At 75.5% G+C, this 24,413-nt stretch carries 25 protein-coding genes; 12 read left to right on the forward strand and 13 right to left on the reverse strand.

Annotated features, from left to right (window positions below; genetic code table 11):
- Window positions 1-154: 154 nt before the first annotated feature.
- Complete coding sequence (locus FXF50_RS23470; protein WP_148431032.1) at window positions 155-721, forward strand: snapalysin family zinc-dependent metalloprotease; 567 nt, start codon at window positions 155-157, stop codon at window positions 719-721.
- 174 nt (window positions 722-895) lie between these two features.
- Here FXF50_RS23470 and FXF50_RS23475 read toward each other — a convergent pair whose 3' ends face one another.
- Window positions 896-1,654 carry a peptidylprolyl isomerase gene (locus FXF50_RS23475; RefSeq protein WP_148431033.1) on the reverse strand — a complete coding sequence of 253 codons (759 nt, stop codon included), beginning with the start codon at window positions 1,652-1,654 and terminating at the stop codon, window positions 896-898.
- 184 nt (window positions 1,655-1,838) lie between these two features.
- On the opposite strand from FXF50_RS23475, the gene FXF50_RS23480 reads away from it, so the two are divergent.
- Window positions 1,839-2,165 (forward strand): STAS domain-containing protein, encoded by a 327-nt coding sequence (locus FXF50_RS23480; RefSeq protein WP_148431034.1) that lies wholly within the window; start codon window positions 1,839-1,841, stop codon window positions 2,163-2,165.
- A gap of 39 nt (window positions 2,166-2,204) precedes the next feature.
- On the forward strand, window positions 2,205-2,594 hold the full coding sequence (locus FXF50_RS23485) for an ATP-binding protein (protein WP_255510161.1): 390 nt from the start codon (window positions 2,205-2,207) through the stop codon (window positions 2,592-2,594).
- Between the two features lie 6 nt (window positions 2,595-2,600).
- On the opposite strand, the gene FXF50_RS23490 is transcribed toward FXF50_RS23485, so the two are convergent.
- Window positions 2,601-4,160, reverse strand: a complete 1,560-nt coding sequence (locus FXF50_RS23490; protein ID WP_148431036.1) for a PP2C family protein-serine/threonine phosphatase — start codon at window positions 4,158-4,160, stop codon at window positions 2,601-2,603.
- Between the two features lie 199 nt (window positions 4,161-4,359).
- Here FXF50_RS23490 and FXF50_RS23495 point away from each other — a divergent pair, with 199 nt between their 5' ends.
- The 8 genes from FXF50_RS23495 (at window position 4,360) to FXF50_RS23530 (ending at window position 11,642) form a co-directional block, all read left to right on the forward strand.
- On the forward strand, window positions 4,360-5,541 hold the full coding sequence (locus tag FXF50_RS23495; protein WP_148431037.1) for an RNA ligase RtcB family protein: 1,182 nt from the start codon (window positions 4,360-4,362) through the stop codon (window positions 5,539-5,541).
- Window positions 5,538-6,158 (forward strand): peptide chain release factor H, encoded by a 621-nt coding sequence (gene prfH, locus FXF50_RS23500; RefSeq protein ID WP_148431038.1) that lies wholly within the window; start codon window positions 5,538-5,540, stop codon window positions 6,156-6,158. The genes FXF50_RS23495 and prfH overlap by 4 nt, the downstream gene beginning before the upstream one ends.
- Before the next feature lie 175 nt (window positions 6,159-6,333).
- On the forward strand, window positions 6,334-7,389 hold the full coding sequence (locus FXF50_RS23505; protein ID WP_255510162.1) for an ATP-dependent DNA ligase: 1,056 nt from the start codon (window positions 6,334-6,336) through the stop codon (window positions 7,387-7,389).
- Window positions 7,386-7,889: a DUF421 domain-containing protein gene (locus FXF50_RS23510; protein ID WP_148431039.1), complete on the forward strand. Its 504-nt coding sequence runs from the start codon at window positions 7,386-7,388 to the stop codon at window positions 7,887-7,889. Before FXF50_RS23505 ends, FXF50_RS23510 begins: the two co-directional genes overlap by 4 nt.
- A 337-nt stretch (window positions 7,890-8,226) precedes the next feature.
- The gene (locus FXF50_RS23515; protein ID WP_187399784.1) at window positions 8,227-9,219 is read left to right on the forward strand and encodes a GGDEF domain-containing protein; all 993 of its coding nucleotides are present in this window, start codon (window positions 8,227-8,229) and stop codon (window positions 9,217-9,219) included.
- Window positions 9,220-9,363: 144 nt separating this feature from the next.
- Window positions 9,364-10,191 (forward strand): DUF72 domain-containing protein, encoded by an 828-nt coding sequence (locus FXF50_RS23520; RefSeq protein ID WP_222866095.1) that lies wholly within the window; start codon window positions 9,364-9,366, stop codon window positions 10,189-10,191.
- A gap of 138 nt (window positions 10,192-10,329) precedes the next feature.
- The gene (locus FXF50_RS23525) at window positions 10,330-10,791 is read left to right on the forward strand and encodes a DUF5709 domain-containing protein (RefSeq protein ID WP_148431042.1); all 462 of its coding nucleotides are present in this window, start codon (window positions 10,330-10,332) and stop codon (window positions 10,789-10,791) included.
- A gap of 95 nt (window positions 10,792-10,886) precedes the next feature.
- Window positions 10,887-11,642, forward strand: coding sequence for an alpha/beta fold hydrolase (locus FXF50_RS23530; protein WP_148431043.1), 756 nt, complete (start codon window positions 10,887-10,889; stop codon window positions 11,640-11,642).
- Window positions 11,643-11,657: 15 nt separating this feature from the next.
- Here the strand turns inward: FXF50_RS23530 and FXF50_RS23535 are convergent, their stop codons facing one another.
- The 11 genes from FXF50_RS23535 to FXF50_RS23585 form a co-directional block, all read right to left on the reverse strand.
- Window positions 11,658-12,464 (reverse strand): class I SAM-dependent methyltransferase, encoded by an 807-nt coding sequence (locus tag FXF50_RS23535; protein ID WP_148431044.1) that lies wholly within the window; start codon window positions 12,462-12,464, stop codon window positions 11,658-11,660.
- Window positions 12,445-13,269: an ABC transporter ATP-binding protein gene (locus FXF50_RS23540; protein ID WP_148431045.1), complete on the reverse strand. Its 825-nt coding sequence runs from the start codon at window positions 13,267-13,269 to the stop codon at window positions 12,445-12,447. The genes FXF50_RS23535 and FXF50_RS23540 overlap by 20 nt, the downstream gene beginning before the upstream one ends.
- Window positions 13,269-14,012 carry an ABC transporter ATP-binding protein gene (locus FXF50_RS23545; protein WP_148431046.1) on the reverse strand — a complete coding sequence of 248 codons (744 nt, stop codon included), beginning with the start codon at window positions 14,010-14,012 and terminating at the stop codon, window positions 13,269-13,271. Before FXF50_RS23545 ends, FXF50_RS23540 begins: the two co-directional genes overlap by 1 nt.
- Window positions 14,009-15,019, reverse strand: coding sequence for a branched-chain amino acid ABC transporter permease (locus tag FXF50_RS23550; RefSeq protein ID WP_148431047.1), 1,011 nt, complete (start codon window positions 15,017-15,019; stop codon window positions 14,009-14,011). The genes FXF50_RS23545 and FXF50_RS23550 overlap by 4 nt, the downstream gene beginning before the upstream one ends.
- Window positions 15,016-15,909, reverse strand: a complete 894-nt coding sequence (locus tag FXF50_RS23555) for a branched-chain amino acid ABC transporter permease (protein WP_148431048.1) — start codon at window positions 15,907-15,909, stop codon at window positions 15,016-15,018. Before FXF50_RS23555 ends, FXF50_RS23550 begins: the two co-directional genes overlap by 4 nt.
- Window positions 15,906-17,099, reverse strand: a complete 1,194-nt coding sequence (locus FXF50_RS23560; RefSeq protein WP_148431049.1) for an ABC transporter substrate-binding protein — start codon at window positions 17,097-17,099, stop codon at window positions 15,906-15,908. The genes FXF50_RS23555 and FXF50_RS23560 overlap by 4 nt, the downstream gene beginning before the upstream one ends.
- Before the next feature lie 48 nt (window positions 17,100-17,147).
- Window positions 17,148-17,552, reverse strand: coding sequence for a roadblock/LC7 domain-containing protein (locus FXF50_RS23565; protein WP_148431050.1), 405 nt, complete (start codon window positions 17,550-17,552; stop codon window positions 17,148-17,150).
- A gap of 17 nt (window positions 17,553-17,569) precedes the next feature.
- Window positions 17,570-20,011, reverse strand: a complete 2,442-nt coding sequence (locus FXF50_RS23570; protein ID WP_187399785.1) for a nitrate- and nitrite sensing domain-containing protein — start codon at window positions 20,009-20,011, stop codon at window positions 17,570-17,572.
- Between the two features lie 183 nt (window positions 20,012-20,194).
- Window positions 20,195-20,644 carry a helix-turn-helix transcriptional regulator gene (locus tag FXF50_RS29600; RefSeq protein ID WP_222866090.1) on the reverse strand — a complete coding sequence of 150 codons (450 nt, stop codon included), beginning with the start codon at window positions 20,642-20,644 and terminating at the stop codon, window positions 20,195-20,197.
- 165 nt (window positions 20,645-20,809) lie between these two features.
- The gene (locus FXF50_RS23580) at window positions 20,810-22,108 is read right to left on the reverse strand and encodes a cytochrome P450 (protein WP_148431052.1); all 1,299 of its coding nucleotides are present in this window, start codon (window positions 22,106-22,108) and stop codon (window positions 20,810-20,812) included.
- A gap of 259 nt (window positions 22,109-22,367) precedes the next feature.
- The gene (locus tag FXF50_RS23585; protein ID WP_148431053.1) at window positions 22,368-23,255 is read right to left on the reverse strand and encodes an arginase family protein; all 888 of its coding nucleotides are present in this window, start codon (window positions 23,253-23,255) and stop codon (window positions 22,368-22,370) included.
- Between the two features lie 101 nt (window positions 23,256-23,356).
- Here FXF50_RS23585 and FXF50_RS23590 point away from each other — a divergent pair, with 101 nt between their 5' ends.
- Complete coding sequence (locus tag FXF50_RS23590) at window positions 23,357-24,406, forward strand: zinc-dependent alcohol dehydrogenase family protein (RefSeq protein WP_148431054.1); 1,050 nt, start codon at window positions 23,357-23,359, stop codon at window positions 24,404-24,406.
- Window positions 24,407-24,413: the final 7 nt, after the last annotated feature.

Raw genomic sequence — 24,413 nt, forward strand, 5'->3', positions numbered from 1 at the left:
GTGACGTCCTTCTACCCCCGATTCGGCCGAATCATGCCGGGGTCCCGGCAGCCTGACCAGAGCCAGCGATATTGGTCGATGCTTGATATCGATGTAAGCCAATATGTAGGCTGGGCCGATCCCGCTCGACCCCGTCCCACAAGGAGAGTGAGCGATGCGTCTGCCCAAGGTCACCCGGTTCCTCGCCACCGTCGCCACCGCGGCACTGGCGGCACTGGGCGCCGTCACCGTCGACGCGGCGCCGGCCGCCGCAGCCGTCCGCAACGTCTGCTACAACACCAGTCAGGCCGGGCCGTTCGCGAGCTACGCCGTGCAGGCCGCCTCGATCTGGAACAACGCCACCAACAACATCAACATGGCGCAGTGCGGCTCGAACCTGATGATCTACTACACCTACGGCGGCGGCTCGTACGCCCAGCGCACGAGCCTCGGCAACGGCCGCGTGGTCATCGACTACTACCAGGCGCAGCAGTACTCGCCGCTGCGCATCATGACCCACGAGATCGGGCACATCCTCGGCCTGCCCGACAACTACAACGGCAACTGCGCCATCCTGATGTCCGGCGGCAGCGCCGGCACCAGCTGCACCAACCCGTACCCCAGCTCCACCGAGGCCGCCCGGGTCGACTCGCTGTTCGGCTTCGCCGCCCGCAGCGCGGTGACGCCGCAGGTCTTCACCGGCAGCTGGCCGGCACCTGCCACGGCGGGCGCCCAGCGCTGACCGGCGGAAACGACGACGCCCGGCCGGGCCGGCGGAGACGCCGACCCGGCCGACGTCGGTGGCGGTACGCGAGCGCCGAACTGCGGGTGCTGACCGGCATCGCCTCCAATCGATGGGACGGGTCCCGCCGCGGGCCCTCGGCGGGGCGACGCACCGCCCCGCCGAGGGGGTGACTCAGCGGCCCCGGGTGGCCTTGCAGATCTCCACCGGGAGGGCCGGCGCGCCGTCGACCGGCGCCGGGTCCTCGGGCGTGGCGGCGATGCCGCCCGCCGCGATCCGGTCCAGGGTGGCCAGCCCGGCATCGTCGATCGTGCCGAACACGGTGTAGTTCGGGCGCAGCGCCGAGTCGGACTGGACCAGGAAGAACTGGCTGCCGTTGGTGTCCGGGCCGGCGTTCGCCATGGCCAGGGTGCCTCGGGCGTAGAGGCGGCGGACCCCGGTCGGGTCGGTCGGCGCCGGCGGAAGGTCGGTCGGCAGTTCGTCGGCGTACCGGTAACCCGGCCCGCCCTCGCCGGTGCCGGACGGGTCACCACACTGGAGCACCTTCAGCGTCGGGTACGCGGTGAGCCGGTGGCACGGGGTCCGGTCGTAGAACCGGTGCCGGGCCAGGTGCAGGAAGCTCTGCACGGTGCACGGGGCCTGCTCGCGGTCGAGGGTCAGCCCGATCGGCCCCTGGTTGGTCCGCAGCGTGACCCGGACCGTGCCCCGGTCGGGCGTGTGGCGGGGGTCCGGCGGCAGCGGCACCGGCCGGGCGGCCGGCTCGTCCGGCGTCGGCGTGTACGCGCACGGGCCCTTCGTGGGCGCCGGGTCGGCGGCCGGCGCCGCGGACGCGGCGACGCCGCCGGTGGCGACCAACGCGGCGGAGATCGTCGCCACCCCGGCGAGGCGGGCCAGCAACGGCGGTACGGCGCGCGGTCGGGTTTCGCTCGACACGTGGGTCCTCCCTGGACTCGTGGTACCAGAAAGACCGGAGTCTATGGAGGCGGTGACCGGATGTCGATGATGGTCGACGCGAGTGCCCCCCGATCCAGGGCGCGCGCGTTGCCGTCGGCGCCCCGGAAGGTGACATGATGATGCGACCGAGCCGGTGCTCCAGGTGAGAAAGCGTGGGTTGCCCATGGCGTCCTTCCGGGCGAGGACCTCCCGCGAGCCGGGACGCACGGTGATCCGGCTGGCCGGCGAGTGCGACCTCGCCGCCCGCGAGCGGCTGACCGGCACGCTGCTGGCCGCCGTGGACGGCGCTCCGGTCGTGGTGGTCGACCTGGCCGCGGTCGAGTTCCTCGACTCGACCGGCATCCACGCGCTGGTGGCCGCGCACCACCGGGCGCGGGCGGCGGACGGCCGGCTCTACCTGGTCAACGCCGCGGGGGCGGTGGCCGCCCTGCTGGAACTCACCGGCGTCGGCGACCTGCTGCGGCATCCCGGGGACGGGGCCGGCTCGTGACGGCGGCGGCGGATGTGCCGCCCGCCGGGGAGCGGGCCCGTGACTGACCACCCCACCGCCCCTCCCGACACCATGCCCTACGACTGCGCGGCGGACCTGTCCGCCGTGCGGGCGTTCGCCTCGGCCCGCGCGCTGGCCGGCGGGCTGCCCGCCGCCCGGGTGGACCTGCTCGCGCTGGTGGTGAGCGAGCTGACCACCAACACCCTCCAGCACACCGACGGTGGCGGCTCGGTCCGGGTGTGGGTCGAGGCCGGGCAGCTGTGCTGCGACGTCGTGGACCGGGGCGGCCCGCGTCCGACGGCCGGCCGGATGCCCCCGGCCGACGCCGTCCGGGGCCGGGGGCTGGCCATCGTGGCGGCGTTCTGCGACGAGGTCGACGTCCGGCCGGGTCCGGCGGGGACGGTGGTGCGCGTCCGGTTCGACCTCTGAGGACGGTCAGGGCAGCACGCGGACGGCCAGGGTGCACGTGTCGTCGTCCGGGCTGGGCCGGTGCAGCGCCTCGCGCAGCCGTGCCAGCGGGCGTGCCCCGGGCTGACCGGAGAGCGCCGACAGGGCCGACCGCACCGCCGCCAGCTGGTCCTCCGGGTTGCCGGCGCGGCGTTCCACCAGCCCGTCGGTGTAGAGCAGCAGCACGTCGTCGCCGCGCAGCTCGGTGGTGACCACCGGGTAGCGGGTCCCGGGGTCGGCGCCCAGCAGCATCCCGGCGGGCCGACCGAGGTCGCCGGTCGCGCCCGCCCGGGACAGCATCGGCAGCGGGTGCCCGGCCCGGGCCCAGGCCAGCCGCCGGGTGGCCGGGTCGAAGACCGCGATCACGGCGGTGCCCGTGATGGCCAGCTGGCCGCAGAGCCGGTTCATGTGCCCGAGCAGCGCCGCGGGTTCGCGGATGCCGATCGAGAGCCACGCCACCAGCGCGAAGCGCAGGTGGGCCATCCCACTGGCCGCCTCCAACCCGTGCCCGGCGACGTCGCCGACCGCCAGGACGACCGACCCGTCCGGCAACGTCTCGGCGTGGTACCAGTCGCCGCCGACCCGCAGCGCGCTCTCCGCCGGCAGGTAGCTGACCAGCACCTCCAGGCCGGCCAGGGAGATGGGCTCGCGGGGCACCGGCTGGATGAGGTTCTGGAGCTGGGCGGCGAGGCGGTGCTCGGCCAGCGCGGTCGTCTCCCGGGTCCGCAACTGGTCGCTGAGCTGCTCGATGGCGCTGCGCGAGTTCTCCCGGGCGGTCACGTCCTGGACCACCGCGTAGATCTTCACCGGCGCGCCGCCCTCGTCGCGGGCCACGTCCGACAGGATCCGCAGGTACTTGACGGTCCCGCCGGCGCGGAACCGCACCGTGACGTCCGACGCGGCGCCGCTGTCGAGCGTCTGCCAGGCGGCCTCGCGCAGGCCGTGGTCGTCGGGGAGGAGCGCGGCGGCCTGGTCTGCCCGGGACAGCGGCCCGAGCGCCGGGTCGCGCTCGAAGATGCGGTACATGCCCGGGGACCAGTCGCTGCGGCCGGTCACCAGGTCGTACTCGGCCCAGCCGAGGTTGCCGAGCAGCTCGGTACGCGCCAGCCGCCGCCGGTGCTCGTCCAGCCGCTGCCACCAGACCAGCAGCCCGTCCAGCACCCGGTGCACGCTCACGTCGAAGACCGAGTCGGTGACGACGCCCGCGCCGTGCCCGGCGTACCGGAAGTCGGGCAGGTGGGCGGGCTCCCCGGTGGCCAGCACCTCGTGGTACGCCTGCCACAGCGGGCCGGCGACCATGCCCGGATAGAGCGCGCTGAGCCGCTGGCCGACGCGGTCGGCGCCCCGGCCGTGGAGGTCCCGCCCCTGGGCGCTCACGGCGGCGACCACGAAGTCCACGACCGCGCCGTCCGACGCCCGCACCGGCAGCAGCCAGGTGCAGCCGGCCGGGATCGTCGCCAGCACCTGCTCGACCGCCGCCACCATCGGGTCGGCGGTCGACCGGGACACCACCCCCGCGGGCGCGCGCGACACGGCCTCCTCTGCCATGCCGGCAGCGTAGCCACCTCCGGTGCGGCGCGGTGGATCCGAATGCGGTCGGCTCGTGAAAGTCGCTTGCCGCCCGTCGTGGACTCCGGCAGGTTGTGTCCATGACGTTCTGACGGACCGCACCCGACGTTCCCGGGCCGCGCCACGAGCCGCGCCGCCCTGCCGTCCGCCTTTCCTCCTTCGCGAGAAACGAGCGTCCTTGTCCGCGCACCCCTCCCGGCGGGAGTCCCTGCCGCCGTCCACCCCTGCCACCGTCTCCGTCTTCGCCTCCGCCGGCAGCTGGATCGAGTCCACGGCCCTCGACCAGTGCCGCCAGGTCGCCGCCCTCCCCGGCATGGTCCACGTCGCCGGCATGCCCGACCTGCACCCCGGCAAGGGCGCACCGATCGGCGCCGCCATGGCGTCGACCGTGCTCTACCCGTTCCTGGTCGGCTCCGACATCGGCTGCGGCATCGCCGTGTTCCCCATCGCGCTCCGGCGCGCCGTACCCGAGCGGCTCGCCGCCCGGTTTCCCGACCTGGACCGGGCGCTGGACCCGGAGCGGGACGCGGACGACCCGGCCTGGGCCGTCGTGGCCGGCGACATCCCCGCCGGTCACCTCGACGGCCTCGGCACGGTCGGCCGGGGCAACCACTTCGTCGAGCTGGCCCGGGTGGGCACCGTCCTCGCGCCGGAGCACGCGAGCCGGCTCGGGCTCGACGCCGGTGACCTGGTCCTCGTGGTGCACAGCGGCTCCCGCGGGCTGGGCGAGCGGATCCTGCGGGCGCACACCGAGGCGCACGGCGCCGGCCCCGCCCCCGACCCGGCCGCCTACCTGGCGCGGCACGACGCCGCGGTGCGGTGGGGTTCGCTCAACCGGCGGCTGCTGGCCGCCCGGGTCGCGCACGCCCTGGGGGCGGAGCCCACCGCGCCGATCGTCGACCAGTGCCACAACCTGGTCGAGGTCCGCGACGGGCACTACCTGCACCGCAAGGGCGCGGCCCCCGGCGACGGCCGGGACGTGCTCGTCGCCGGCACCCGGGGCACCCCCTCCTACCTGGTGGCCGCGCACGCCGGTCCGGCGGCCAACCACTCGGTGGCGCACGGCGCGGGCCGCAAGATGTCCCGCGCCGACGCGCTGCGCCGCGGCCGCGCCAAGCACACCGTCGAGGAGCTGCGCCGCACCCCGCTGGGCTCGGTCGTGGTGTGCGGCGAGCGCCAGCTGCTCTTCGAGGAGGCGCCCACCGCCTACAAGCGCATCGAGCAGGTGATCGACGACCTGGTCGCGCACGACCTGGCCACGCCGGTGGCCACCACCGTCCCGCTGGTCACCTACAAGACGCCCGACCTCGGCCCCCGGTCGGAGCGCCGGGACAACCGGCGCGGGCGGGGCCGGCCGTGACCGTCCACCTGCTCCTCTCCGCCGGTCGGGGCCCGCAGGAGTGCGCCTGGGCGCTGGCCATGCTGCTGCCCCGCCTGGAGGCCGACGCCGGCGGGCGGGGGCTGACCACCCGTCGGGTCGAGACAGTGCCCGGTGACCGGCCGGGCACCTTCCGGTCGGTGCTGGTCCGGATCTCCGGCGCCGACGCCGCGGCGTTCGCCGCCGGCTGGACCGGCACCCTGTGCTGGCAGGCGCGTAGCCCGTACCGGACCGGGAACGGGCGCCGGAACTGGTACGTGACCGCCCGGCCGTGCCAGGTGGACGCCCCGGTCTCGACGTTCGACGAAAGGGACGTCGAGGTGGTGGCCGTGCGCACCGGCGGACCGGGCGGTCAACACCGCAACAAGGCCAGCACGGCGGTCCGGGCCATCCACCGCCCCTCGGGCACCGTGGTCGTGGTCGACACCGAGCGGCAGTTCAGCCTGAACCGCCGGATCGCCGTCGACCTGCTGCGCCGGCGGATCGCGCAGGCCGACGAGGCGACGCGGCGCGCCCTCACCACCGACCGGTGGCGGGTCCACGACGAACTGGTCCGCGGCGACCCGGTCCGGGTCGAGCGCCCACGAGCCGGCGGGTGATCCGCGCTCCGGGTGGTTTCGGCGGGAGCGTCCCGGGTGGTGCGTCGCAGCGGAGCCTTCGGCGGCGGCGGACGTTCGCCGGCCTGCTGCCCGGGTAACCGCGTCGGAGCCGACCAGGGGCCCTCCCACGGGCCCCTCGCCCGGGGCTGACCGCCGGGCGATCCACGGAGGCCCCATGCTGCGACCACCGCTCACCCCGATGCTCGCCGTGCCGGTGGCGGAACTGCCCACCGGCCCGCACCTGGCGTACGAGCCGAAGTGGGACGGATGGCGAACCGTGGCGTTCCGCGACGCGGCCGGGGTGCGGCTGCAGTCCCGGGCCGGCCGGGACCTCACCGGCTACTTCCCCGACGTCACCGCGACGCTGCGGTCCCTGCCCGCCGGCACGGTGCTCGACGGCGAGCTGATCGTGTGGGCGGAGGGCCGCACCGACTTCGCGCTGCTCCAGCGGCGGGTGACCGCCGGGCGTGGACTCGCCGCGCTGGCCGACCGCCATCCCGCGCACTTCGTGGCCTTCGACCTGCTCAGCGGCCCGGGCGGGGAGCCCCTGCTGGACCTGCCGCTGGCCGAGCGGCGGGACCGGCTGGCGCGGCTGCTCGACGGCGCGCCCCCGGGACTCGTGCTGTGCCCGCAGACCGGGGACCTCGCAGAGGCCCGGGAATGGCTCCGGACGTGGACCGACGCCGGCGTCGAGGGAATCGTGGTCAAGCGGCGCGACGGCCGGTACGAGCCGGGGCGGCGGGGCTGGCAGAAGGTTCGCGCGCACCGCACCGTGGAGACCCTCGTCGGCGGCGTCACGGGGCCGGTGACCGACCCGGACACGCTCCTCGTCGGCCGGTGCGACGACCGGGGGCGCCTGCGCTACCTGGGGCGGACCCACCCGCTGCACCGGCAGCAGCGCCGCGAACTCGCCGGGCTGCTCCGGCCGGCCGCCGCGCAGGGCCACCCCTGGCCGGAACCGCTGCCCGGCGGGTGGACCGGCCAGCTGAACCCGGCGCCGCCGCTGCCGTACACGCCGGTGCGCCACGACCTCGTCGTCGAGGTGGAGGCCGACACGGCGTACGAGCACGGGCGCTGGCGGCACCGCGTCCGGCACCTGCGGCCCCGGCTCGACCTGGCCGCCGGCGACCTGCCCGTGCTCACCGACGGACCGGAGGCGTTGGGCGGTGACGGGGCGGACGGCGGTACGGGCGGTGTAGGCACGGGCCGGCCGGGTAGCCGCACCGGGTGAGCGACTGGCAGAGACTGCTCGTCCCCGACACGCCGCTGTGGGAGATCGCGCTCCGGGGCAGCGTGATCTACCTGGTGCTGTTCTTCCTCCTGCGGGTGCTGCTGAAGCGGGAGAGCGGCAGCACCGGCGTCACCGACCTGCTGGTCATCGTGCTGATCGCCGACGCCGCGCAGAACGGCATGTCCAACGACTACACGTCCATCACGGACGGCGTGCTGCTGGTCGCGGTGATCATCGGTTGGGCGTACCTGCTCGACCTGATGGCGTACCGCTGGCCCGCCGTCGCCCGGATCGTCCAGCCGGGGTCGCTGGTGCTGGTGCGCGACGGCCGCGTCCTGCGCCGCAACATGCGGCGTGAGCTGGTCACCGACGAGGAGCTGCACAGCCAGCTCCGGCAGCAGGGCGTCGAACGCCTTGGCGACGTCAAGGAGGTCCGGATGGAGTCCCAGGGCCAGTTCAGCGTGATCCCCCGCGACGGCGGCGGGCGCGACCGGGGCTGAGGCCGTTTGTTCCCGCGCGACCCGGGAAGCCGACGTCGGCATGGCGCGCGGAGCCGCAGATGGCCGAGGAACACGCCAAGCGGTGACGGCCACGGTGGGGCGCCGGCGCCCGACCGTCAGCCCACGGTGACCTGGGCGCTCCACTGCGTCATATGAACAGATGGTTAACGGCCTGTCTCTTGACGGCCGGTTGATGCACGCCATTGAATTTCGACGTGGTGAGCTGCCTCATCCGAGTGGCGTCCACATCGGCGGTCGGCGCGGGCGCGCCGACCGGGCGACGTCGCGCCCGCACGGGCCCGCGCGGCCGAGGGCCGGGGGCAGGGTGGACGGCGGGATGAGGGAGCGCCGCCGCCGCACGCTGATCAGCGCGGCCCTGCACGCGGTCTCCCACGCGGTCGCCGTCGTCTACTGCCTCATGACGCTCACCGGGCCGAACCGGGGGCTGATGCTCACGGCGTACGGCTGCGGCCTGGCCGCCGGCGTCGTGGGTTCCTGGGCGGCGACCCGGGTGACCACGAAGGCGTCCGGCTACCGGGTCTCGTTCACCCTCCTGATGATCACGCTGGTGGTCGCGGCGCTCGGCGCGCACTGGGACGGCGGGGTCACCTCGCCGGCGGCGCTCGGATTCGTGACCACGGCCGTGTTCGTGGCCGGCTACACCCCGCACCTGCGGCTCATGGTGGGGCTGGAGGTGCTCACCCTCGGGTCGTACGTCGTCGTGGCCGTCGCCGGTCCGCAGGCCCCCGCCGGTCACGTGTTCGTCTACCTGGCCGGCATGCTGGTCCTCGTCTCGGTCTGCTCCACGCAGACCCGGACCCTCGCCCGGCAGCGGTCCCAGCTGCGCGCCCTGGCGTCCCTGGACCCGCTCACCGGCGCCCTGAACCGGCGTGGCCTGGCCGAACTGGCGACGTTCCTGTTCCACAGCGGCTGCCGCCCCGGCCCGTCCCTGCTCTGCCTCGACCTGGACGACTTCAAGCTGGTCAACGACCGCCTCGGGCACGCCGCCGGCGACGACCTGCTCCGCCGCGTGGTGGCGACGACCCGGAACGTGCTGCGGGCCGAGGACGCCGTGGCCCGGATCGGCGGCGACGAGTTCGTGGTGGTGCTCGGCGACGCCGACCGGGACTCGGCGCGGGCCGCGGCGGCCCGGATCGAGGCGGCGGTCCGGGGGCTGGCCGGCGTCAGCGTCGGCTCGGCCACCGCCCCGTACGACGGCGACAGCCTCGACCGGCTGCTGCACGTCGCCGACCAGCGGCTCTACCTGGTCAAGCAGCAACGCCGCCGGACCGCGGGCCGGCTGCTCGCCGACGGCACCGGCCGTGGCTGACGGCTGCGCCTCCTCCCGGCCGGCGATGGTCCGGACCGACCCGGCACGGGCGTCCGGTGCCGGATACCGTTGCCGCGGCGCGGGTGACCGCGCCGGGCGGTCGAGCGGTGGGAGGGTCGGATGCGCCTGCACGTGGGCTGCGCCATGTGGACGCACAGGTCCTGGCAGGGGCGTTTCCTGGCGCATCCGCTGCCGGCCCACGAGCGGCTGCGCGCCTACGCCGAGTGGTGCACGGCGGTCGAGGGGAACACCACCTTCTACGCGACCCCGACCCGGGAGACGGCGGCGTCCTGGGCCCGGCAGACCGGTCCCGACTTCCGCTTCGTGCCCAAGCTGCCGAAGGTCGTCACGCACGAGCGCCGGCTCACCGGCGCCGACGCGGAGCTGCGGACCTTCCTGGACGCCGTCGAACCCCTCGGCCCGCGGGCGCACGCCCTCTGGGTGCAGCTGCCGGGCTCGTTCGGCCCCGGCGACGTGCCCACGCTGGCCCGCTTCCTGCGCGGCCTGCCCACCACCCACCGGTACGCCGTCGAGGTCCGCCATCCCGCGTTCTTCACCGACCCCGGCGCGGTACGCGCCCTGGAGGAGGCGCTCGCCCGGGTCGGCGCGGAGTGGATTCCCTTCGACACCACCGCGTTCTTCCGCACCCCGCCGACCAGCGACGCGGAACGGGAGGCGTGGCTGAAGAAGCCGCGCCTGCCGCTGCGGACCCGGGCGCTGACCGACCGGCCGATCGTCCGCTACCTGGGTCGGGACGACCCGGCGCGGACGGTCGAGGGCTGGCAGCCGTGGCTCGACGTGGTGACCGGCTGGCTGCGCGAGGGCCGCTCGCCGACCGTCTTCGTGCACACCCCGGACAACGCCGACGCGCCCGACCTCGCCCGCCGCTTCCACGACCAGGTCCGCGCACGCCTGCCCGAGGTCGCGCCGCTGCCCGAGCCGGCGCCGGCCGCCCCGTCGACGCTGTTCTGACCCGACCGCGCCCCGTCAGGCCGGCGCCAGCGGCAGCAGCACGACGAACCGGGTGTCGCCGGGTTCGGACTGCACGCGGATGTCGCGCAGTTCTAGGCTGAGGTGGCAGCGCCGGGCGTTGACCAGGGAGGGATCGCCATGAGCCAGACCGAGCGGACCGACTTCGCCGACGAGTGGAACATGGCCGAGGACGACGGCGTCCTGGACGCCTCGGACACCCTCGACGACGACCGGGTCGGCGACCCCCTCGACACCGGCATCGTCGCCGCGGACCACTGGACGGGGGCGAACCGGTTCGGCACCACCCCCGCCGAGGAGCGGGCCGGCGAGTCGCTCGCGCAGCTGCTCGCCCAGGAGGAACCGGACCTCGACCCGTACGCCGAGGCGGCCGACGACGAGGACGAGCTGACCCGCCGGGGCTACGAGCGGGAGGCGCGGACGGGGCGCCTGGTCGCCGACGACGCGGGCTTCGGTGAGGACGAGCAGGCGGACTCGGTCGCCTGGGACGCCGGCGTCGACGGCGGCGGGGCCAGCGCCGAGGAGGCCGCCATGCACCTGGTCGACGACCCGAACGGCCCGGGAGACGGCCCGCTGCGCTGACCCCTCCGGCGTCGCCTATCCGACGCCGGTGTTCCCCGCACGGCCGTCAGGTCGTTCACTGTCGCCACATCGAACCGGCGGAAGGGAACCCCGACATGACGATCAGCCACCTCAGCGTCGGTCACGGGCCGCACCGGGTGCTGGCCCTGCACGGCTGGTTCGGGTCGGCACGGGGCTGGGGCTGGCTGCCGGAGCTGGTCGACGTCGAGCGCTTCACCTGGGCGTTCCTGGACTACCGGGGGTACGGCGCGCGCGCCGACGTCGCCGGCGAGCACACCATCGCCGAGATCTCCCGCGACGCCCTGGCGCTTGTCGACTCCCTCGGCTGGGACACCTTCTCGGTGGTCGGGCACTCGATGGGCGGCAGCGCCGCCCAGCGGGTCCTCGCCGACGCCCCGGGCCGGGTGGACCGCCTCGTCGGGATCAGCCCGGTCCCGGCCGGCGGGGTGCCGTTCGACCTCCAGGGCTGGACCCTGTTCGACGGCGCGGCCGGCAACCCGGCGAACCGGCGCGCGATCATCGACCTCACCACCGGCAACCGGCTCTCCGGCCGCTGGCTCGACGAGATGGTCCGGTTCTCCCTGGCCCACTCCACCCCGGAGGCGTTCGGCGCGTACCTCACGGCGTGGGCGCGCACCGACTTCACCGACGAGGTGAAGGGCAACCCGGTGCCGGCGCTCGCCGTGGTCGGCGAGCACGACCCCGCGCTGGGCGCCGACATGATGCGTGAGACGTGGCTGCGTCACTATCCCAACGCCCGCCTGGAGGTCCTCGCCAACGCGGGGCACTACGCCATGTACGAGACCCCGGTGCGGCTGGTCACGGTGATCGAGGAGTTCCTCGGGCGGTGACGCCGGGGCGCCCGCTCACCGCACCGGCCGCCGGCCGCGGGTCGACACGAACTGGTACGACATCACGGCGAACCCCGGGTCCCGCAGCAGCCGGCGGAACGCCTCCAGCTGTCCCGGCGACAACCCGGCGTCGAGCAGTTCCGGCTCCAGCTGCCGCGAGTTCGTCCCGTACAGCGACGCACCGACGGAGCCGCCGGGCCAGCTCTGCGCGTGGGTGACCGTGTCCACCTCGACCAGCCCGGCCGCCACCAGTTCCCCGTGCACGTCCTGCGCCCAGGCCAGGTCCGCGCCGTGGCTCTCCAGAATGCCGAGCATCGCGTCCGTGACCTGGGCGAAGAGCTTCGCCGCGTCGTCGCTCGGCGCGGTCAGCACCCGCAGCGGTGCCGTGCAGTCGAACTCCTCGACCACCAGCCACCCGCCGGGGGCCAGGGCGCCGGCCAGCGCGGCCAGCACCCGCCGCCGCTCCGGCAGGTGCAGCAGCACGAGCCGCGCGTGGATCAGGTCGAAGGCGTCACCGGGCGGCGGCTCGGTACGCACGTCGTGCCGGCGTACGTCGAGGTTGTCGGCCGGGGTGAGACGCACGGTGTCGAGGTCGGTCGCCACCACTCGGCCGCCCGGGCCGACCGCCCGGGCCAGGCTGCGGGCGATCGAGCCGCCGCCGGCGCCGACCTCCCAGCACCTGCCGCCCGCCGGAAGCACCGGCGGGGCGATCCGGCGCGCGGTGATCGGATCCAGGAAGGACTCCAGCGCCCGCAGTTGGGGCACGGCCTCCGGTGAGCCGTTGTCGAAGGCGTAGTCGGTGTCATGGACGTGGGTCGGCATCGTTCCTCATCCCTGTCGCAGCGGGTCGGGTCAGGTGCCCGGCATCGGACCACAGCCCGGGCACCGGTCGGGGAGCCGGCGGCTCCGGGACCGCGGCGACGCTGAGCATCGCCGCCAGGACGTCCGGGTCGGCCCGGACCTCGTGCGCCGGCCGGTCGTAGACCACCCGGCCGTACTCCAGCACCGCGACCCGGTCGGCCACCTCGACGGCGTGCCGGAGCTGCTGCTCGACGAGGAGCACGGTGAGCCCCGCCCGGGCGAGCGTGCCGACGAGGTCCCGCACCCGGGCCGCCAGATCGGGGGCGAGGCCCTCGCACGGCTCGTCGAGCAGCAGCAGCCGGGGCTGGCCGAGCAGGGCCCGCGCGATGGCCAGCATCTGCTGCTCGCCGCCGGAGAGCTGGTCGCCGCGGTGGCGCAGCCGGGACCCCAGCCGGGGCAGCAACTCCAGGATCCGGGCCACCGTCCAGCCCTCGCCGCCGGGCGTCGCGGCCCGCCACGGCGCGGCGGCCAGGACCAGGTGCTCGGCCACCGTCAACCGGGAGAACACCCGGCGGCCCTGCGGCACGAGACCGACCCCGCAGCGGGCGATCCGGTGCGGCTGCCGGCCGGCCACCGGCACGCCGCCGACCTCGATGGCGCCGGAGTAGGGCCGCACCAGGCCGGCCACGGTGTGCACCAGGGTGCTCTTGCCCGCACCGTTGCGGCCCACCACGGCCTGGACGGTGCCGGTCCGCACGGCGAGGCTGACCTCGTGCAGCACCGTGCCGCCCGCGTAGCCGGCGCAGAGCCCGTCGATGCGCAGCATCAGGCAACCCCCTCGGCGTACGCCTCCCGGACCGGGCCGGAGGCGCGGATCTGGGCCGGCGTCCCGGTGGCGAGCGTCCGGCCGTCGCGCAGCACGGTCACCGTGTCGCAGAGCGCGTAGACCAGGTCCAGCCGGTGCTCGACCAGCAGCACGGCGACCGCCCGGGGCAGCGTCCGCAGGAACTCCACGAGCCACCCGACCTCGACGGCGGACAGCCCGGCGGCCGGCTCGTCGAGCAGCAGCAGCCGGGGCCGGCCGGCCAGCCCCATGGCGATCTCCACCTGCCGGCGCTGCCCGTGCGCCAGGTGTGCGGCGGGGACCGCGGCGATCTCGGCCAGGCCCACCCGCGCCAGCAGCGCGTCGGCCGTCCGCTCGGCCGCCCGCCGCCGCGCCGACGGGCGCCACCGGCCCGGCCGCACCGCCCGGGGCAGGGCGGCGACCAGCACGTTCTCCCGCACGGTCAGCGTCGACCAGACGGCGGGGCGCTGGTGGATCCGGCCGATGCCCCGGCGGGACCGGGCGGGCGGGCCCAGCCGCGTGACGTCCCGGCTGGCCAGCAGCACCCGGCCGCCGACGGTCCGGGTGGACCCGGCGAGCACGTCCAGCAGCGTGGTCTTGCCGGCGCCGTTCGGCCCGATGAGCGCGTGCCGCTGGCCCGGCATGATCCGCAGGTCGACGCCGTCCAGCGCGGCCAGCGACCCGTACCGGACGGTGATCCCGTGTGCGGACAGCAGCGGGGTCATGCGCGTACTCCCGTCGGCGTCGGGCGGTCCGGGGCGGGACGGCGGGCCGGGACGGCCAGGAGCAGCCGGCCGCGCGCCGGCGGCCGGGGGCCGCCGTCGGGGAGCAAATAGACGGCGGCGACGAACGCCAGCCCGAGCACCAGGGGTGCCTGCCCGGGAAGCACGCCGAACAGCCAGTCCCGGGCGGCCACGACGAGCGCGGCGCCGACCAGCGCGCCGCCGACCGAGACGGTCCCGCCGATCACCACCCCGAGCAGCAGCAGGGCGGAGGTGTCGAAACCGAAGTCGGCCGGGGAGACGAACTGCTGGGCCACCACGAGCAGGGAACCCGCGGCGCCCGCGAGCGCCCCGGCGGCCATGTGCATGCCGGCCACGTGGGCGGGCACCCGGTGGCCGCTGGCCCGCAGCCGCGCCTCGTCGTCCCGGCCGGCCCGCAGCAGCAGCCCGACCCGGGTACGCAGGACCAGCAGCACCACGCCGACGAGGACCGCGACGACCACCAGGGTGTACAGGTAGCGCGCCCGGTCGGTGGCGAGCACCGGCAGCCCCCACAGTGGACGTGCTGCCGGGACGCCGGCCAGCCCGTCGGTGCCGCCGGTCACCGACCGCCAGCGCCCGACGACGGTCACCGCGAGTTCGCCCACCGCCAGGGTGATCATCAGCAGCACCACGCCCCGCGCGGAGACCACCAGCGGCACGGTAACCGCGGCCAGCGCCGCCCCGGCCGCCGCCGCGACGCCCAGGTGCACGAGGCCCACGTCGGACAGGTGGCTGCCCACGACCGCGCTGGCGTAGGCGCCCGCCGCGTAGGGGGCGGTCTGGCCGAGGGTGGGCAGCCCGGCCACGCCGGTGAGCAGCGCGACGCTCACCGCCACCAGGCCGAGCGCCAGGGTGCGGGCGAGCAGCGCGACGGTGTAGTCGTCGACCGTCCACGGCGCCAGCACCAGCGCGGCCACGACCACCGCGGCGACACCGCGGCGCAGCGTGCCGAGGGCTCCCCGCCTCACGTCGCCCTCCGGGCCGTGGCGAGACCCCGCGCCCGTGCCGCGAGCACCGCGGCCATGGCGGCGAAGAGCAGGAACGGGGCGGCGGACGGGGCGAGCGCGACGCCCAGGGTCTGGATCTGCCCGACGGCCAGGGCGGCGAGCAGGGTGCCGGTCATCGAGCCGAGGCCACCGAGGACGACGACCACCAGGGACAGCAGCAGGACGGCGTCGGCGGTGTCCGGCCCGGGGCCGATGATCGGCGCGCCGAGCACGCCGGCGGCGCCGGCCAGCGCCCCGGCCGCCGCGAGCACGCCGACCCGGATGCGGGTCGGGCTCACCCCGAGGACGGCGACCATCTCGGCGTCGTCGACGGCGGCGCGGACCAGCATCCCGGCCCGGGTGCGGCGGACCACGAGGTGGAGCAGGCCCGCGAGCAGCGCGGCCACGAGGATGAAGACCAGCCGGTACGCCGCGTAGCGGTGACCGGCGACGACCACCGACCCGTCCAGCGCGGCGGGGACGCGCACCGGCGGGTCGTCCGGCCCGAAGGCGCCCACGAGCAGGCTCCCGCCGGCCAGTGCCAGCCCGAAGGTCAGCAGCGCCTGCGTGAGGTGGTTGCGCGCGGCGACCCGGGTGAGCAGCCCGGCGACCAGCGCGCCGGACGCGGTGGCGGCCACCACCCCGACGGCCAGCGCCAGCGCCAGGCTCGCCCAGCCGCCGTCCAGCAGCGCGGCCGCCGTGTAGCCGCCGATCGCGTAGAGCGTGCCGTGCGCCAGGTTCAGGATGCCGGCGACGCCGAAGCAGAGCACCAGCCCCGCCGCGGCGACGAAGACCAGCAGGCCGTAGGCGACCCCGTCCAGGGCGGGGACGACGTACGGGTCGAACCGGATGCCGGCGGCCACCGGGGTCACCCGCCGACGGTGGCGAGGTCGCCCACCACGGTGTTGGACAACGCCCGGCCGTCCTGGCGCACCTGGCGCAGGTACCACTTCTGCACGGGCGCGTGGGTGGTCGGTGAGAACTGCCAGGTGCCGCGCGGGCTGGCGATCTGCCCGAGCTGGGCGATGGCCGCGTTGACGCGTTCCGGCGTGGCCTCGTCCCCGGCCGCCGCGATGGCCCGGTCCAGCACGGCCGCCGCGTCGTAGGAGGCCATGGCGTACGTCGTCGGGGATCCGTCGTGCGCGGCCTTCCAGGCGGCCACGAACTCGCGGTTCTCCGCGTTGTCGAGGTCCGGCGAGTAGTTGAGCACCGAGTAGATGTCCCGGGAGGCCTCGCCCTGCGCGTCGAGCACCCCGCCCTCGGTGAGGAAGCCGGCGGCGTACAGCGGCAGGTCCTTCACCTCCGACTGGGCGTACTGCTTCACGAAGTCGACGGCCGCGCTGCCGGCGTAGAACGTGTAGACGGCGTCCGCACCGGAGGCCTTGATCCGCGCGAAGTACGGGGTGAAGTTGGTGGTCGTCGGGAACGGGGTGAAGGTGGTCTTCCCGTCCGGGTTGGCCAGCCGACCGCCGGCCCTGGCGAACGCCTCGGTGAAGCCGCGCAGCTCGTCCCAGCCGCCCTGGTAGTCCGGGCCGATGGCGTAGACGCTGCCCTTGACGTCGTCGCGGACGTGCTGGGCGATCGCCTCCCCCGGCTCGTCGGACAGGTAGGACGTGTGCCAGACCCGGGACACGTCCTTCAGCTCCGGCCGGCCGTTGGAGCCGACCAACGGCACCTTCGCCTCGTTGAGCAGCGGGTAGACCGCCGCCACCGAGCCACCGCCGACGATGCCGGTGAGCGCGACCACCCGGTCCTGCTTCAGCAGTTTCGTGGCGGCCGGCACGGCGGTCGCCGCGCCGTTGCCCTCGTCGGCGACGACGAGGTCCACCGTCCGGCCGCCGAGCTTGCCGTCGTGGGTGGACAGGTAGAGCTGGAAGCCGTCGCGGATGTCCTTGCCGACCGCCTGGTAGGTGCCGGACAGCGACGCCAGCAGGCCGATCTTGACGGATCCGCCGGAGCGGGCGCCGCCTCCGTCGTCGGCGCACGCGGGCGCGGCGAGCAGGACGAGGGCGAGCAGCGCCGCGGTGCGGGCACGGCTGCGCCGGGGAATGGTCAGGGGCATGGTCTTCCTCCGTGAGGGGTGGGGTGTCCGGCGTGGGGGCGCCGGAGCTCAGCGGCTGCGGCTCAGGGCCGCCCGCGCCGCGGGGGTCAGGGCGTCGCCGATGCGGTTCGCCAGCTCGGTCATCTCGTAGGAGACCTTGCCGACGTCGCACTGCGGGTCGGCGAGCACGAGCAGCGAGGCGCCGTCGTTGAAGGCCATGGAGAACATGAAGCCGCCCTCGAGCTGGGTGACGTTGGAGATCACCGCGCCGGCGTCGAAGAAGGCCGCCGCGCCGCGGAGCAGGCTCACCAGCCCGCTGCCGGTGGCCGCCAGCTGGTCCGCCCGATCGGGCGGGAGCCCCCGGGTCGCGGCCACCATCAGGCCGTCGCTGGAGATGGCGATCGCATGGCTGACCTCGGTGGTGCGCGAGGCGAAGGCATCCAGCAGCCAGCCGAGATCCTGATGGTCGGTCACGTGCACTCCCTGTCGGATCAGTTGTTGACCAGGTTGGCCCGGCGGCCGGCGACGCCCCGGGCGTACGCGGCCATCGCGGTGGCCACCCGAGCCGGGTCACGGTGCTCGGAGCGCTGCCGCGGGACGGTGACGCCGCCCGGCACCAGGTGCTGCTGCGGCTGCCGCTTGGGCAGCCCGGAGGTGGTGGTGCCGGCGGCCTCGGGCGAGTCGGCCCGGGCCGCCGTACGCCAGGCGTCGTCGGCGGGGGTGGCCCACGACGTGCCGTTCCCGTCGGCCGGACGGTCGGCCTGGAACCAGTGGTTGACCTGGTTAAAGATGACCAGTTCCTCGGTGGGCGCGGCGGCGCGGTCCGGCGCGGGCGCGGGCCGGAAGACCGGTGCCACCGGCAGCGCCTGCTCGGCGGGCGGCCTACCGGCCCACGGCTCCGGCGCCGCCCGGTATGGCGGCGCGACGGTGCTCCGCGCGGCCCGGCGGGACGGCCGGGTGGGCGTGAGCAGGAACTCCTCCGGGGGCAGCGGCCGGATGATCGTGCCCGGCAGCGCCACCTCGGCGATGGTGCCGCGGCGCGGGCCGGGCCGGAGCTGCACGGCCACGCCGAGCCGCGCGGCGAGCTGCCCCACCACGACCAGCCCCATGGCCCGCACGGCGGCGACGTCGATGGCGGGCGGGCGGGCGAGCAGGTCGTTGAGCTGTTGCCGCCGTTGCGGGGACAGCCCCACGCCCTCGTCGCTGATCTGGACGATCACCCGGTCGCCCAGGCCGCGGCCGGTCACCCAGGTCTCGGTCTCCGGCGGCGCGTAGCCGGTGGCGTTCTCCATCAGCTCGGCGAGCAGGTGGACGACCTCGTCGACGGACTCGGCAGCGACGGCGACGTCACCGTCGACCAGGCCGAGGCGGATCCGGGCATAGTGCTCGATCTGGCTCTGCGCGGCCTGGAGCACCTGTTGCAGCGGCACGTCGTGGTGGCGGACGCGACCGACGCCGACCCCGCCGAGCACCAGGAGGCTCGCGTTGATGCGTCCCATCCGGGTGGCCAGGTTGTCCAGCGTGTAGAGCTGGTGCAGCCGGTCGGGGTCGGTCTCGTCCTGCTCGACCTTGTCGACCTGGGCCAGCACCGCGTCGACCAGGCGCTGCTCGCGCCGGCTCAGGTGGATGAAGATCTCGGCGGTGTTGGCCCGCATCACGGCCTGCTCGGCCGCGGTCCGCACGGCGGCCCGGTGCACCGCGGTGAAGGCCTGCCCCAGCTCGCCGATCTCGTCGTCGCTGGACGGCTCCAGCGCGTCGGCGGCCTGCCGCCGGGCCAGCTCGTCGGGGTCCACGGTGGAGCTGTCCGGGTGCTGGAGCCGGGCCACCACCTGCGGCAGCCGCTCGAACGCCACCGCGTTCGCCGCGTCCCGCAGCCGGCGTAGCCGCCGGGTGATCTGCCGGGCGACCGCCCAGGTGACCAGCGTGGTGAGCAGCAGGGCGACCAGGGTGGCGGCCGCCTCCACCGCGGTGCGCCGCCGCTGGTCCGCGTGTGCGGCGCGGACGTCGTCGAGGACCGCCGCGTCGACCCGCTGGCGCAGCTCGGCCAGGCGCACGGACCACTGCCGGGTGGCGGTCACCCAGGTGTCCAGGTCCAGCTCCAGGCGGCCACCTGCGACGGTCCGGGACACCTGGTCCTGCATCCGTTGCAGCAGCAGGGCGCTCTCGCCGCTGCCGGCCTGCTCCCACCAGCCCCGCCAGGCGGGCCGGGCGAGGGCCAGGAAGCCGAGGCTCGACTCGGTGATGCCCGTGCGGGCGGCGGTGATGTCCTGCTGCATGGCGGGGGTCAGCTGGTGGGCCGCGACCGCACGCAGGACGGCGACCTGCTGCTGACCGACGGCCTCGGCCACCTCGGACAGCGCCGCGGAGGCCCGGATGCCGTCGGCGATCCGGGCGTTGACCACGCCGAGGGTGACGTGCTCGCGGAGGCTCAACAGGTCGGCGATGACGATCCGGTAGCTGAAGGTCATCGCCGACACCGAGGCGCGCTCCGCGGTGCGTACCTGGGCGCGCAGCGGCGGCAGGCCGGCCAGCGCCGCGTCGATCCGCGGCAGTACGGCCTGGTCGGCGGCGGCGCCGGGGGGCAGCTCGGCCCGCTGGCGGCGGTAGTGGGCCACGGCGGCGTCGGTGGCGGTGGTGGCGTCGGCGAAGGCGTCCTGCTGCTCCGGCGCGCCCCGGGTCAGCAGGTCGGCGGCGGCGATGCGCTCGTGTTGCAGCCGGTGGGCGAGGTCGCCCGCCTCGGCCCCGAGCTGCGCCAGGAGGCCGAGGTCGCTGGCGCGGGTGGTCTGGCGCGCGCTCTCGGTCAGCGCCAGGCCGGCGAAGCCCAGCACGGCGACCAGCGGGGCCGCGACGATGAGGCGCATCCGGGCGGCGATCTTCCAGGCGCGGCGGCGGGTCGGGTAGGGTCGGGCCGCGTGGGACCTCGTGCTCGACACCAAGGCTGACTCCCCGCACTCATCTACAAGGTTCGATCTGCATTTGCGGATTGCACGTCTCATTGCGCCGGAAGCCGTGCGCCCAGACCAGACCTGACAGTGGTACAAACAGCCCGTACCAGCATCTGTACCCAGAGTTGGCGATTCCGACGGCCGCGCCGCCCCGGTGCGGGCCTCGCGGCGTCAGCCCCCGCCGGGCGACGGCGGCGGCCCGCCGGCCTCCGGTTGGCTGAGCACCTGGCCGATCAGCTCCCGCAGCTCGTCGATGGCCGCCACCACCGCCTCCGGATCGCGCGCGTCGCGCCGCACGGCCGGGGCCGGGTCGAGCTGTGCCACCTCGCCGAACCGGGGCCCGCGCCGGCCGTCCGCGGCCAACTGCTCCGCCGCGACCTGGGGCCACAGCGCGGCCAGCCGGCCACCGGTGCCGAGGACCTCGTCGCAGCGGACGGCGAACTCCTGGCTGCCGAACCGGCGACCGGACTCGACGGCGGCGACCGTCTCCCGGCTGAACCGCACCCGCTCCGCCAGCGCCCGCTGGGTCAGCCCCTGCCGGGTCCGCCAGCGGCGCAGCTCCGCGCGGAACCGGTGGCTGGCAGCGCAGTGAGCGGCGCTCGACGGGGGCGTGCGATCCATGTGCTCACCTTCGCGACGCCGGCTCGGCATCGGCATCAGATCGGGGTGGGGTGATGACTGGGCATTCGCAGGGGACAATTCTTAACCGATCGGCGGACGGGTGTGAAGACGCGACTCCGCTCCGTGACCGCGTCCGCAGGTCAGCGCCCGGCACGGCGGAGCGGGTCAGGCCGCCGGACGCTCGACGGCGGGCGTCGCCCGGCCGCCGGACGGCACGGCCGGGTCGATGACCACCGGCAGGCTCCGGTGCGCCCGGAACGCCACGTTGGGGTGGTACGACCGGCGGTGGCCGGGTGTCAGCCGCAGCCCGGGCACGGCCGCGGCGAGCCGGGTGAGCGCGATCCCGGCCTCCAGCCGCGCCAGGGCCGCGCCGATGCAGAAGTGCGGCCCGTGCCCGAAGGAGAGATGGTCGTTCGCGTCGGGCCGCGTCGGGTCGAACCGGTCCGGGCGGGCGAACACCGCCGGGTCCCGGTTCGCGGCGCCGATGAGCAGCAGGCAGCGCGCCCCGGCCGGGATGGTGACGCCACCCAGCGTGACGGGCCGCCTGGTCACCCGCAGCCAGCCGTCGATGGCGGGCGCGAAGCGCAGGGTCTCGGCGAGGAAGGCGGGGACCCGGTGCGGCTCGGCCGCGATCGTCCGCCACCGGTCCGGTGCGGAGAGCGCCTGGTCCAGCGCGTGGGCGAGCAGGCCGGCCGTGGTCTCGTGCCCGGCGACCAGGAGGTTGAACACGATGCTCGACACCTCGGCGACCGTGAGGATCTCGTCGTCGCCGTCCCGGTACGCGAGCAGCCGGTCCACGTAGCCGTCACCGGGCGGGCCACTGTGGAGCGAATCGCGGTCGAGCCGGTCGCGCACGAGCGCCTGGCAGTAGCGCCAGAACTCCAGCAGGCCCCGGGCGAGCCGCACCTGTTCCGCCGGATCCGGACGCCCCCAGACCAGGGCGATCTGGCCGTCCGCCCAGGCCCGGACCCGGGCGATGTCCCGCTCCGGCACGCCGAGCAGGTCGAGCAGGACCAGCAGGGGCAGCTCGGTGGTGAACTCCCGGACGAGGTCGACCTGTTGCCCCGCGCGGGCGACGAGGCGGGACACCAGTTCGTCGACCCGGCGCCGGACGATCCCGCCGTACCGCTGCTCGACCCGGTCGGCGGTGTTGGCGAAGGTGGCCCGCAGCGCCCGGCGGGTCCGCGGGTGCGCCGGAGGGTCGGCGGCGGCCGTGGTGGGCGGGGCGTCGATGCGCCTGATGACGGCCAGAGCCTCCGGGCAGACGTCATAGACCGGCGCGAGGGTGAGCGCGTTGCCGAAGCTCCCGGCGTCGCCGAGCGCCCGCCGCACGTCGGCGTGCCGGGTGATCAGCCACAGCCCGAGGTCCTCGTCGTGGTGCACCCCGCCCGAGGAGTCGAGCAGCCGCCCCCACACCTGCGCCGGGTCGGCGAGATACGCGCCGGCGAACGGATTCCACCGCATGACCGCCTCCTGAATGGCGACCCGGCGACCCGTCGGGGTGCCGGCGCCTCTCACGGTGCGCCCCTCGGCCAATTACGTCAAGATTAGCCAACGTCAATGAAATTGCATTTATCCGTGCGCGCCAATTCCTTGCCCGACTGCAATTTGCGGCTTGCCCGTTGCGCCTTGACACCTGCCGTGAGCAGCCCTGACAACGCTACGTGAAGCGGCATGAATGAGCGCTGCCAGCCTGACCTCTCCATTGAACAGAATGCGGTATTCACAGCAGCCGGCGCAGCAACGCCACCAGGGCTGCGGCGTGAACACCGTCCGGATCCAGGTCGGGCCGGAAGTCCGCGATGCTCAGGCCGAGCAGCCGGGGCGAGGCCAGAAGCGGCGCCAACAGGTCGGCCAACTGCCCGAGGCCCGGTCCGCCGGGTTCCGGATAGGTGACGGCCGGCATGGCGGCCGGATCGAGGACGTCGCAGTCGACGTGCAGCCACACTCCCCCGTCGACACCGGCGAGCACCGCCGCGGCGCGCTCGCCGCACGCCCGCGGCGCCTCGACGACCGCAGGGGCGTCGATGCGCCGGATGCTGCCGGGCACCCGGGCCACCTCGGCGGCGGCCTCCGGATCGAGGTCCCGGGTGCGGTGGCCGACCAGCACCACGTCGCCGGGCGCCACGAGCGGCGCGGACACCCCGGCCGGCGCGGTGAGCCGCTCGGGGCCGGAGCCCGTGAGCAGGGCCAGGTCCATGTCGGCCGTCTCCCCCGTCGGCGAGGCGACGCCGTCGAGGAAGTCGGGATGCCCGTCGACGAACCACAACCCGACCCGGTCGCGGCTGCGGCGCAACCACGGCAGCACACCGAGCAGCAGGCTGCAGTCACCGCCCACCACCAGCGGCCGGCGGCCGGGCCGGCGCCGCGCGGCGTCGTCGAGCCCGTCGGCCAGCACCCGCGCCGCCCGGGCCGTCTGCCGCAGCGCGCGTACGCCGGTGGCGTCGTCCCGCCGGGCGTCGTCGATGACGATCGGCACGTCCCCGGCGTCGTCGGGGACGAGGTCGGACAGCCCGGCCGCGCGCAGGGCGGCCGGCGCGAGCCGCTCACCCCGGCCGAGCGCCGAGCAGTCCCACGGCGCCCCCACCAGATACCAACCCGGCGCTGTCACCCTCCCATCGTGGCATCCGCCGCGTCCGGGAGCGGCGGTACGGACGCCTCCCCACCCCCGGCAGGAGCGGGGCTGGGCGGCCGCGTGCCAGGATGCGGGGCATGCGTGCAGTGATCTTCGACAAGTTCGGTGCCCGGCCCGAGGTCCGCGACGTCCCGGATCCGGTGGCGCCGGCCGACGGCGCCGTCATCCGGGTGGAGGCGACCGGGTTGTGCCGCAGCGACTGGCACGGTTGGCAGGGGCACGACCCCGACATCCGCCCGCCGCACGTCCCCGGGCACGAGTTCGCCGGTGTCGTGGCGGCGGTCGGCGCGGGCGTCCGCGGCTGGCGGCCCGGCGACCGGGTCACCGCGCCCTTCGTCTGCGCCTGCGGGCGGTGCCCCGCCTGCCTGGCCGGCGACCAGCAGGTCTGCGAACGGCAGACGCAGCCCGGCTTCACCCACTGGGGCTCGTTCGCCGAGTACGTGGTGGTGCGCCAGGCCGACGTCAACCTGATCCGGCTCCCCGACGAGCTGGACTTCCCGACCGCGGCGGCGCTCGGCTGCCGCTTCGCCACGGCGTTCCGTGCCGTGGTGAGCCAGGGACGGGTGGCCGCGGGCGAGTGGGTGGCCGTGCACGGCTGCGGCGGCGTGGGCCTGTCGGCCGTCATGATCGCGGCGGCCTGCGGCGCGCGGGTGGTGGCCGTCGACATCTCCCCCGGCGCGCTGGACCTCGCCCGGCGCTCCGGCGCGGCGGTCTGCCTGGACGGCGGCGCGCTCACCGGCCCCGGCGCGGTGGCCGCGGCCGTCCGGGAGGCGACCGGCGGCGGCGCCCACCTGTCCCTCGACGCGCTGGGCAGTCACGCCACCTGCGCGGCGTCCGTCGAGAGCCTGCGGCGACGCGGCCGCCACGTGCAGGTCGGCCTCCTCCCGGCCGCGCAGGGCCGTCCGGCGCTGCCCATGGACCTGGTCATCGCGTACGAGCTGGAGCTGCGCGGCAGCCACGGCATGGCCGCGCACGCCTACCCGGAGCTGCTCCGGCTGGTCACCGCCGGGGTGCTACGCCCCGGCGAGCTGATCACCCGCACCGTCGGCCTCGACGAGGTGCCGGACGCGCTGACCACGATGGATCGGCCCACGACCGGCGGCATGTGCCTCATCGCCCCGCGCTGAGCCGGCG

Source organism: Micromonospora sp. AP08, assembly GCF_008085935.1.
Classification (GTDB): Bacteria; Actinomycetota; Actinomycetes; order Mycobacteriales; family Micromonosporaceae; genus Micromonospora; species Micromonospora chersina.

Bases quoted from the DNA above. Each gene is read 5' to 3' on its own strand.
- FXF50_RS23470 (WP_148431032.1), top strand. From the start codon at position 155: ATGCGTCTGCCCAAGGTCACCCGGTTCCTCGCCACCGTCGCCACCGCG.
- FXF50_RS23480 (WP_148431034.1), top strand. From the start codon at position 1,839: ATGGCGTCCTTCCGGGCGAGGACCTCCCGCGAGCCGGGACGCACGGTG.
- FXF50_RS23490 (WP_148431036.1), bottom strand. From the start codon at position 4,160: ATGGCAGAGGAGGCCGTGTCGCGCGCGCCCGCGGGGGTGGTGTCCCGG.
- FXF50_RS23505 (WP_255510162.1), top strand. From the start codon at position 6,334: ATGCTGCGACCACCGCTCACCCCGATGCTCGCCGTGCCGGTGGCGGAA.
- FXF50_RS23515 (WP_187399784.1), top strand. From the start codon at position 8,227: ATGAGGGAGCGCCGCCGCCGCACGCTGATCAGCGCGGCCCTGCACGCG.
- FXF50_RS23520 (WP_222866095.1), top strand. From the start codon at position 9,364: ATGTGGACGCACAGGTCCTGGCAGGGGCGTTTCCTGGCGCATCCGCTG.
- FXF50_RS23525 (WP_148431042.1), top strand. From the start codon at position 10,330: ATGAGCCAGACCGAGCGGACCGACTTCGCCGACGAGTGGAACATGGCC.
- FXF50_RS23530 (WP_148431043.1), top strand. From the start codon at position 10,887: ATGACGATCAGCCACCTCAGCGTCGGTCACGGGCCGCACCGGGTGCTG.
- FXF50_RS23535 (WP_148431044.1), bottom strand. From the start codon at position 12,464: ATGCCGACCCACGTCCATGACACCGACTACGCCTTCGACAACGGCTCA.
- FXF50_RS23540 (WP_148431045.1), bottom strand. From the start codon at position 13,269: ATGCTGCGCATCGACGGGCTCTGCGCCGGCTACGCGGGCGGCACGGTG.
- FXF50_RS23545 (WP_148431046.1), bottom strand. From the start codon at position 14,012: ATGACCCCGCTGCTGTCCGCACACGGGATCACCGTCCGGTACGGGTCG.
- FXF50_RS23560 (WP_148431049.1), bottom strand. From the start codon at position 17,099: ATGCCCCTGACCATTCCCCGGCGCAGCCGTGCCCGCACCGCGGCGCTG.
- FXF50_RS29600 (WP_222866090.1), bottom strand. From the start codon at position 20,644: ATGGATCGCACGCCCCCGTCGAGCGCCGCTCACTGCGCTGCCAGCCAC.
- FXF50_RS23580 (WP_148431052.1), bottom strand. From the start codon at position 22,108: ATGCGGTGGAATCCGTTCGCCGGCGCGTATCTCGCCGACCCGGCGCAG.
- FXF50_RS23590 (WP_148431054.1), top strand. From the start codon at position 23,357: ATGCGTGCAGTGATCTTCGACAAGTTCGGTGCCCGGCCCGAGGTCCGC.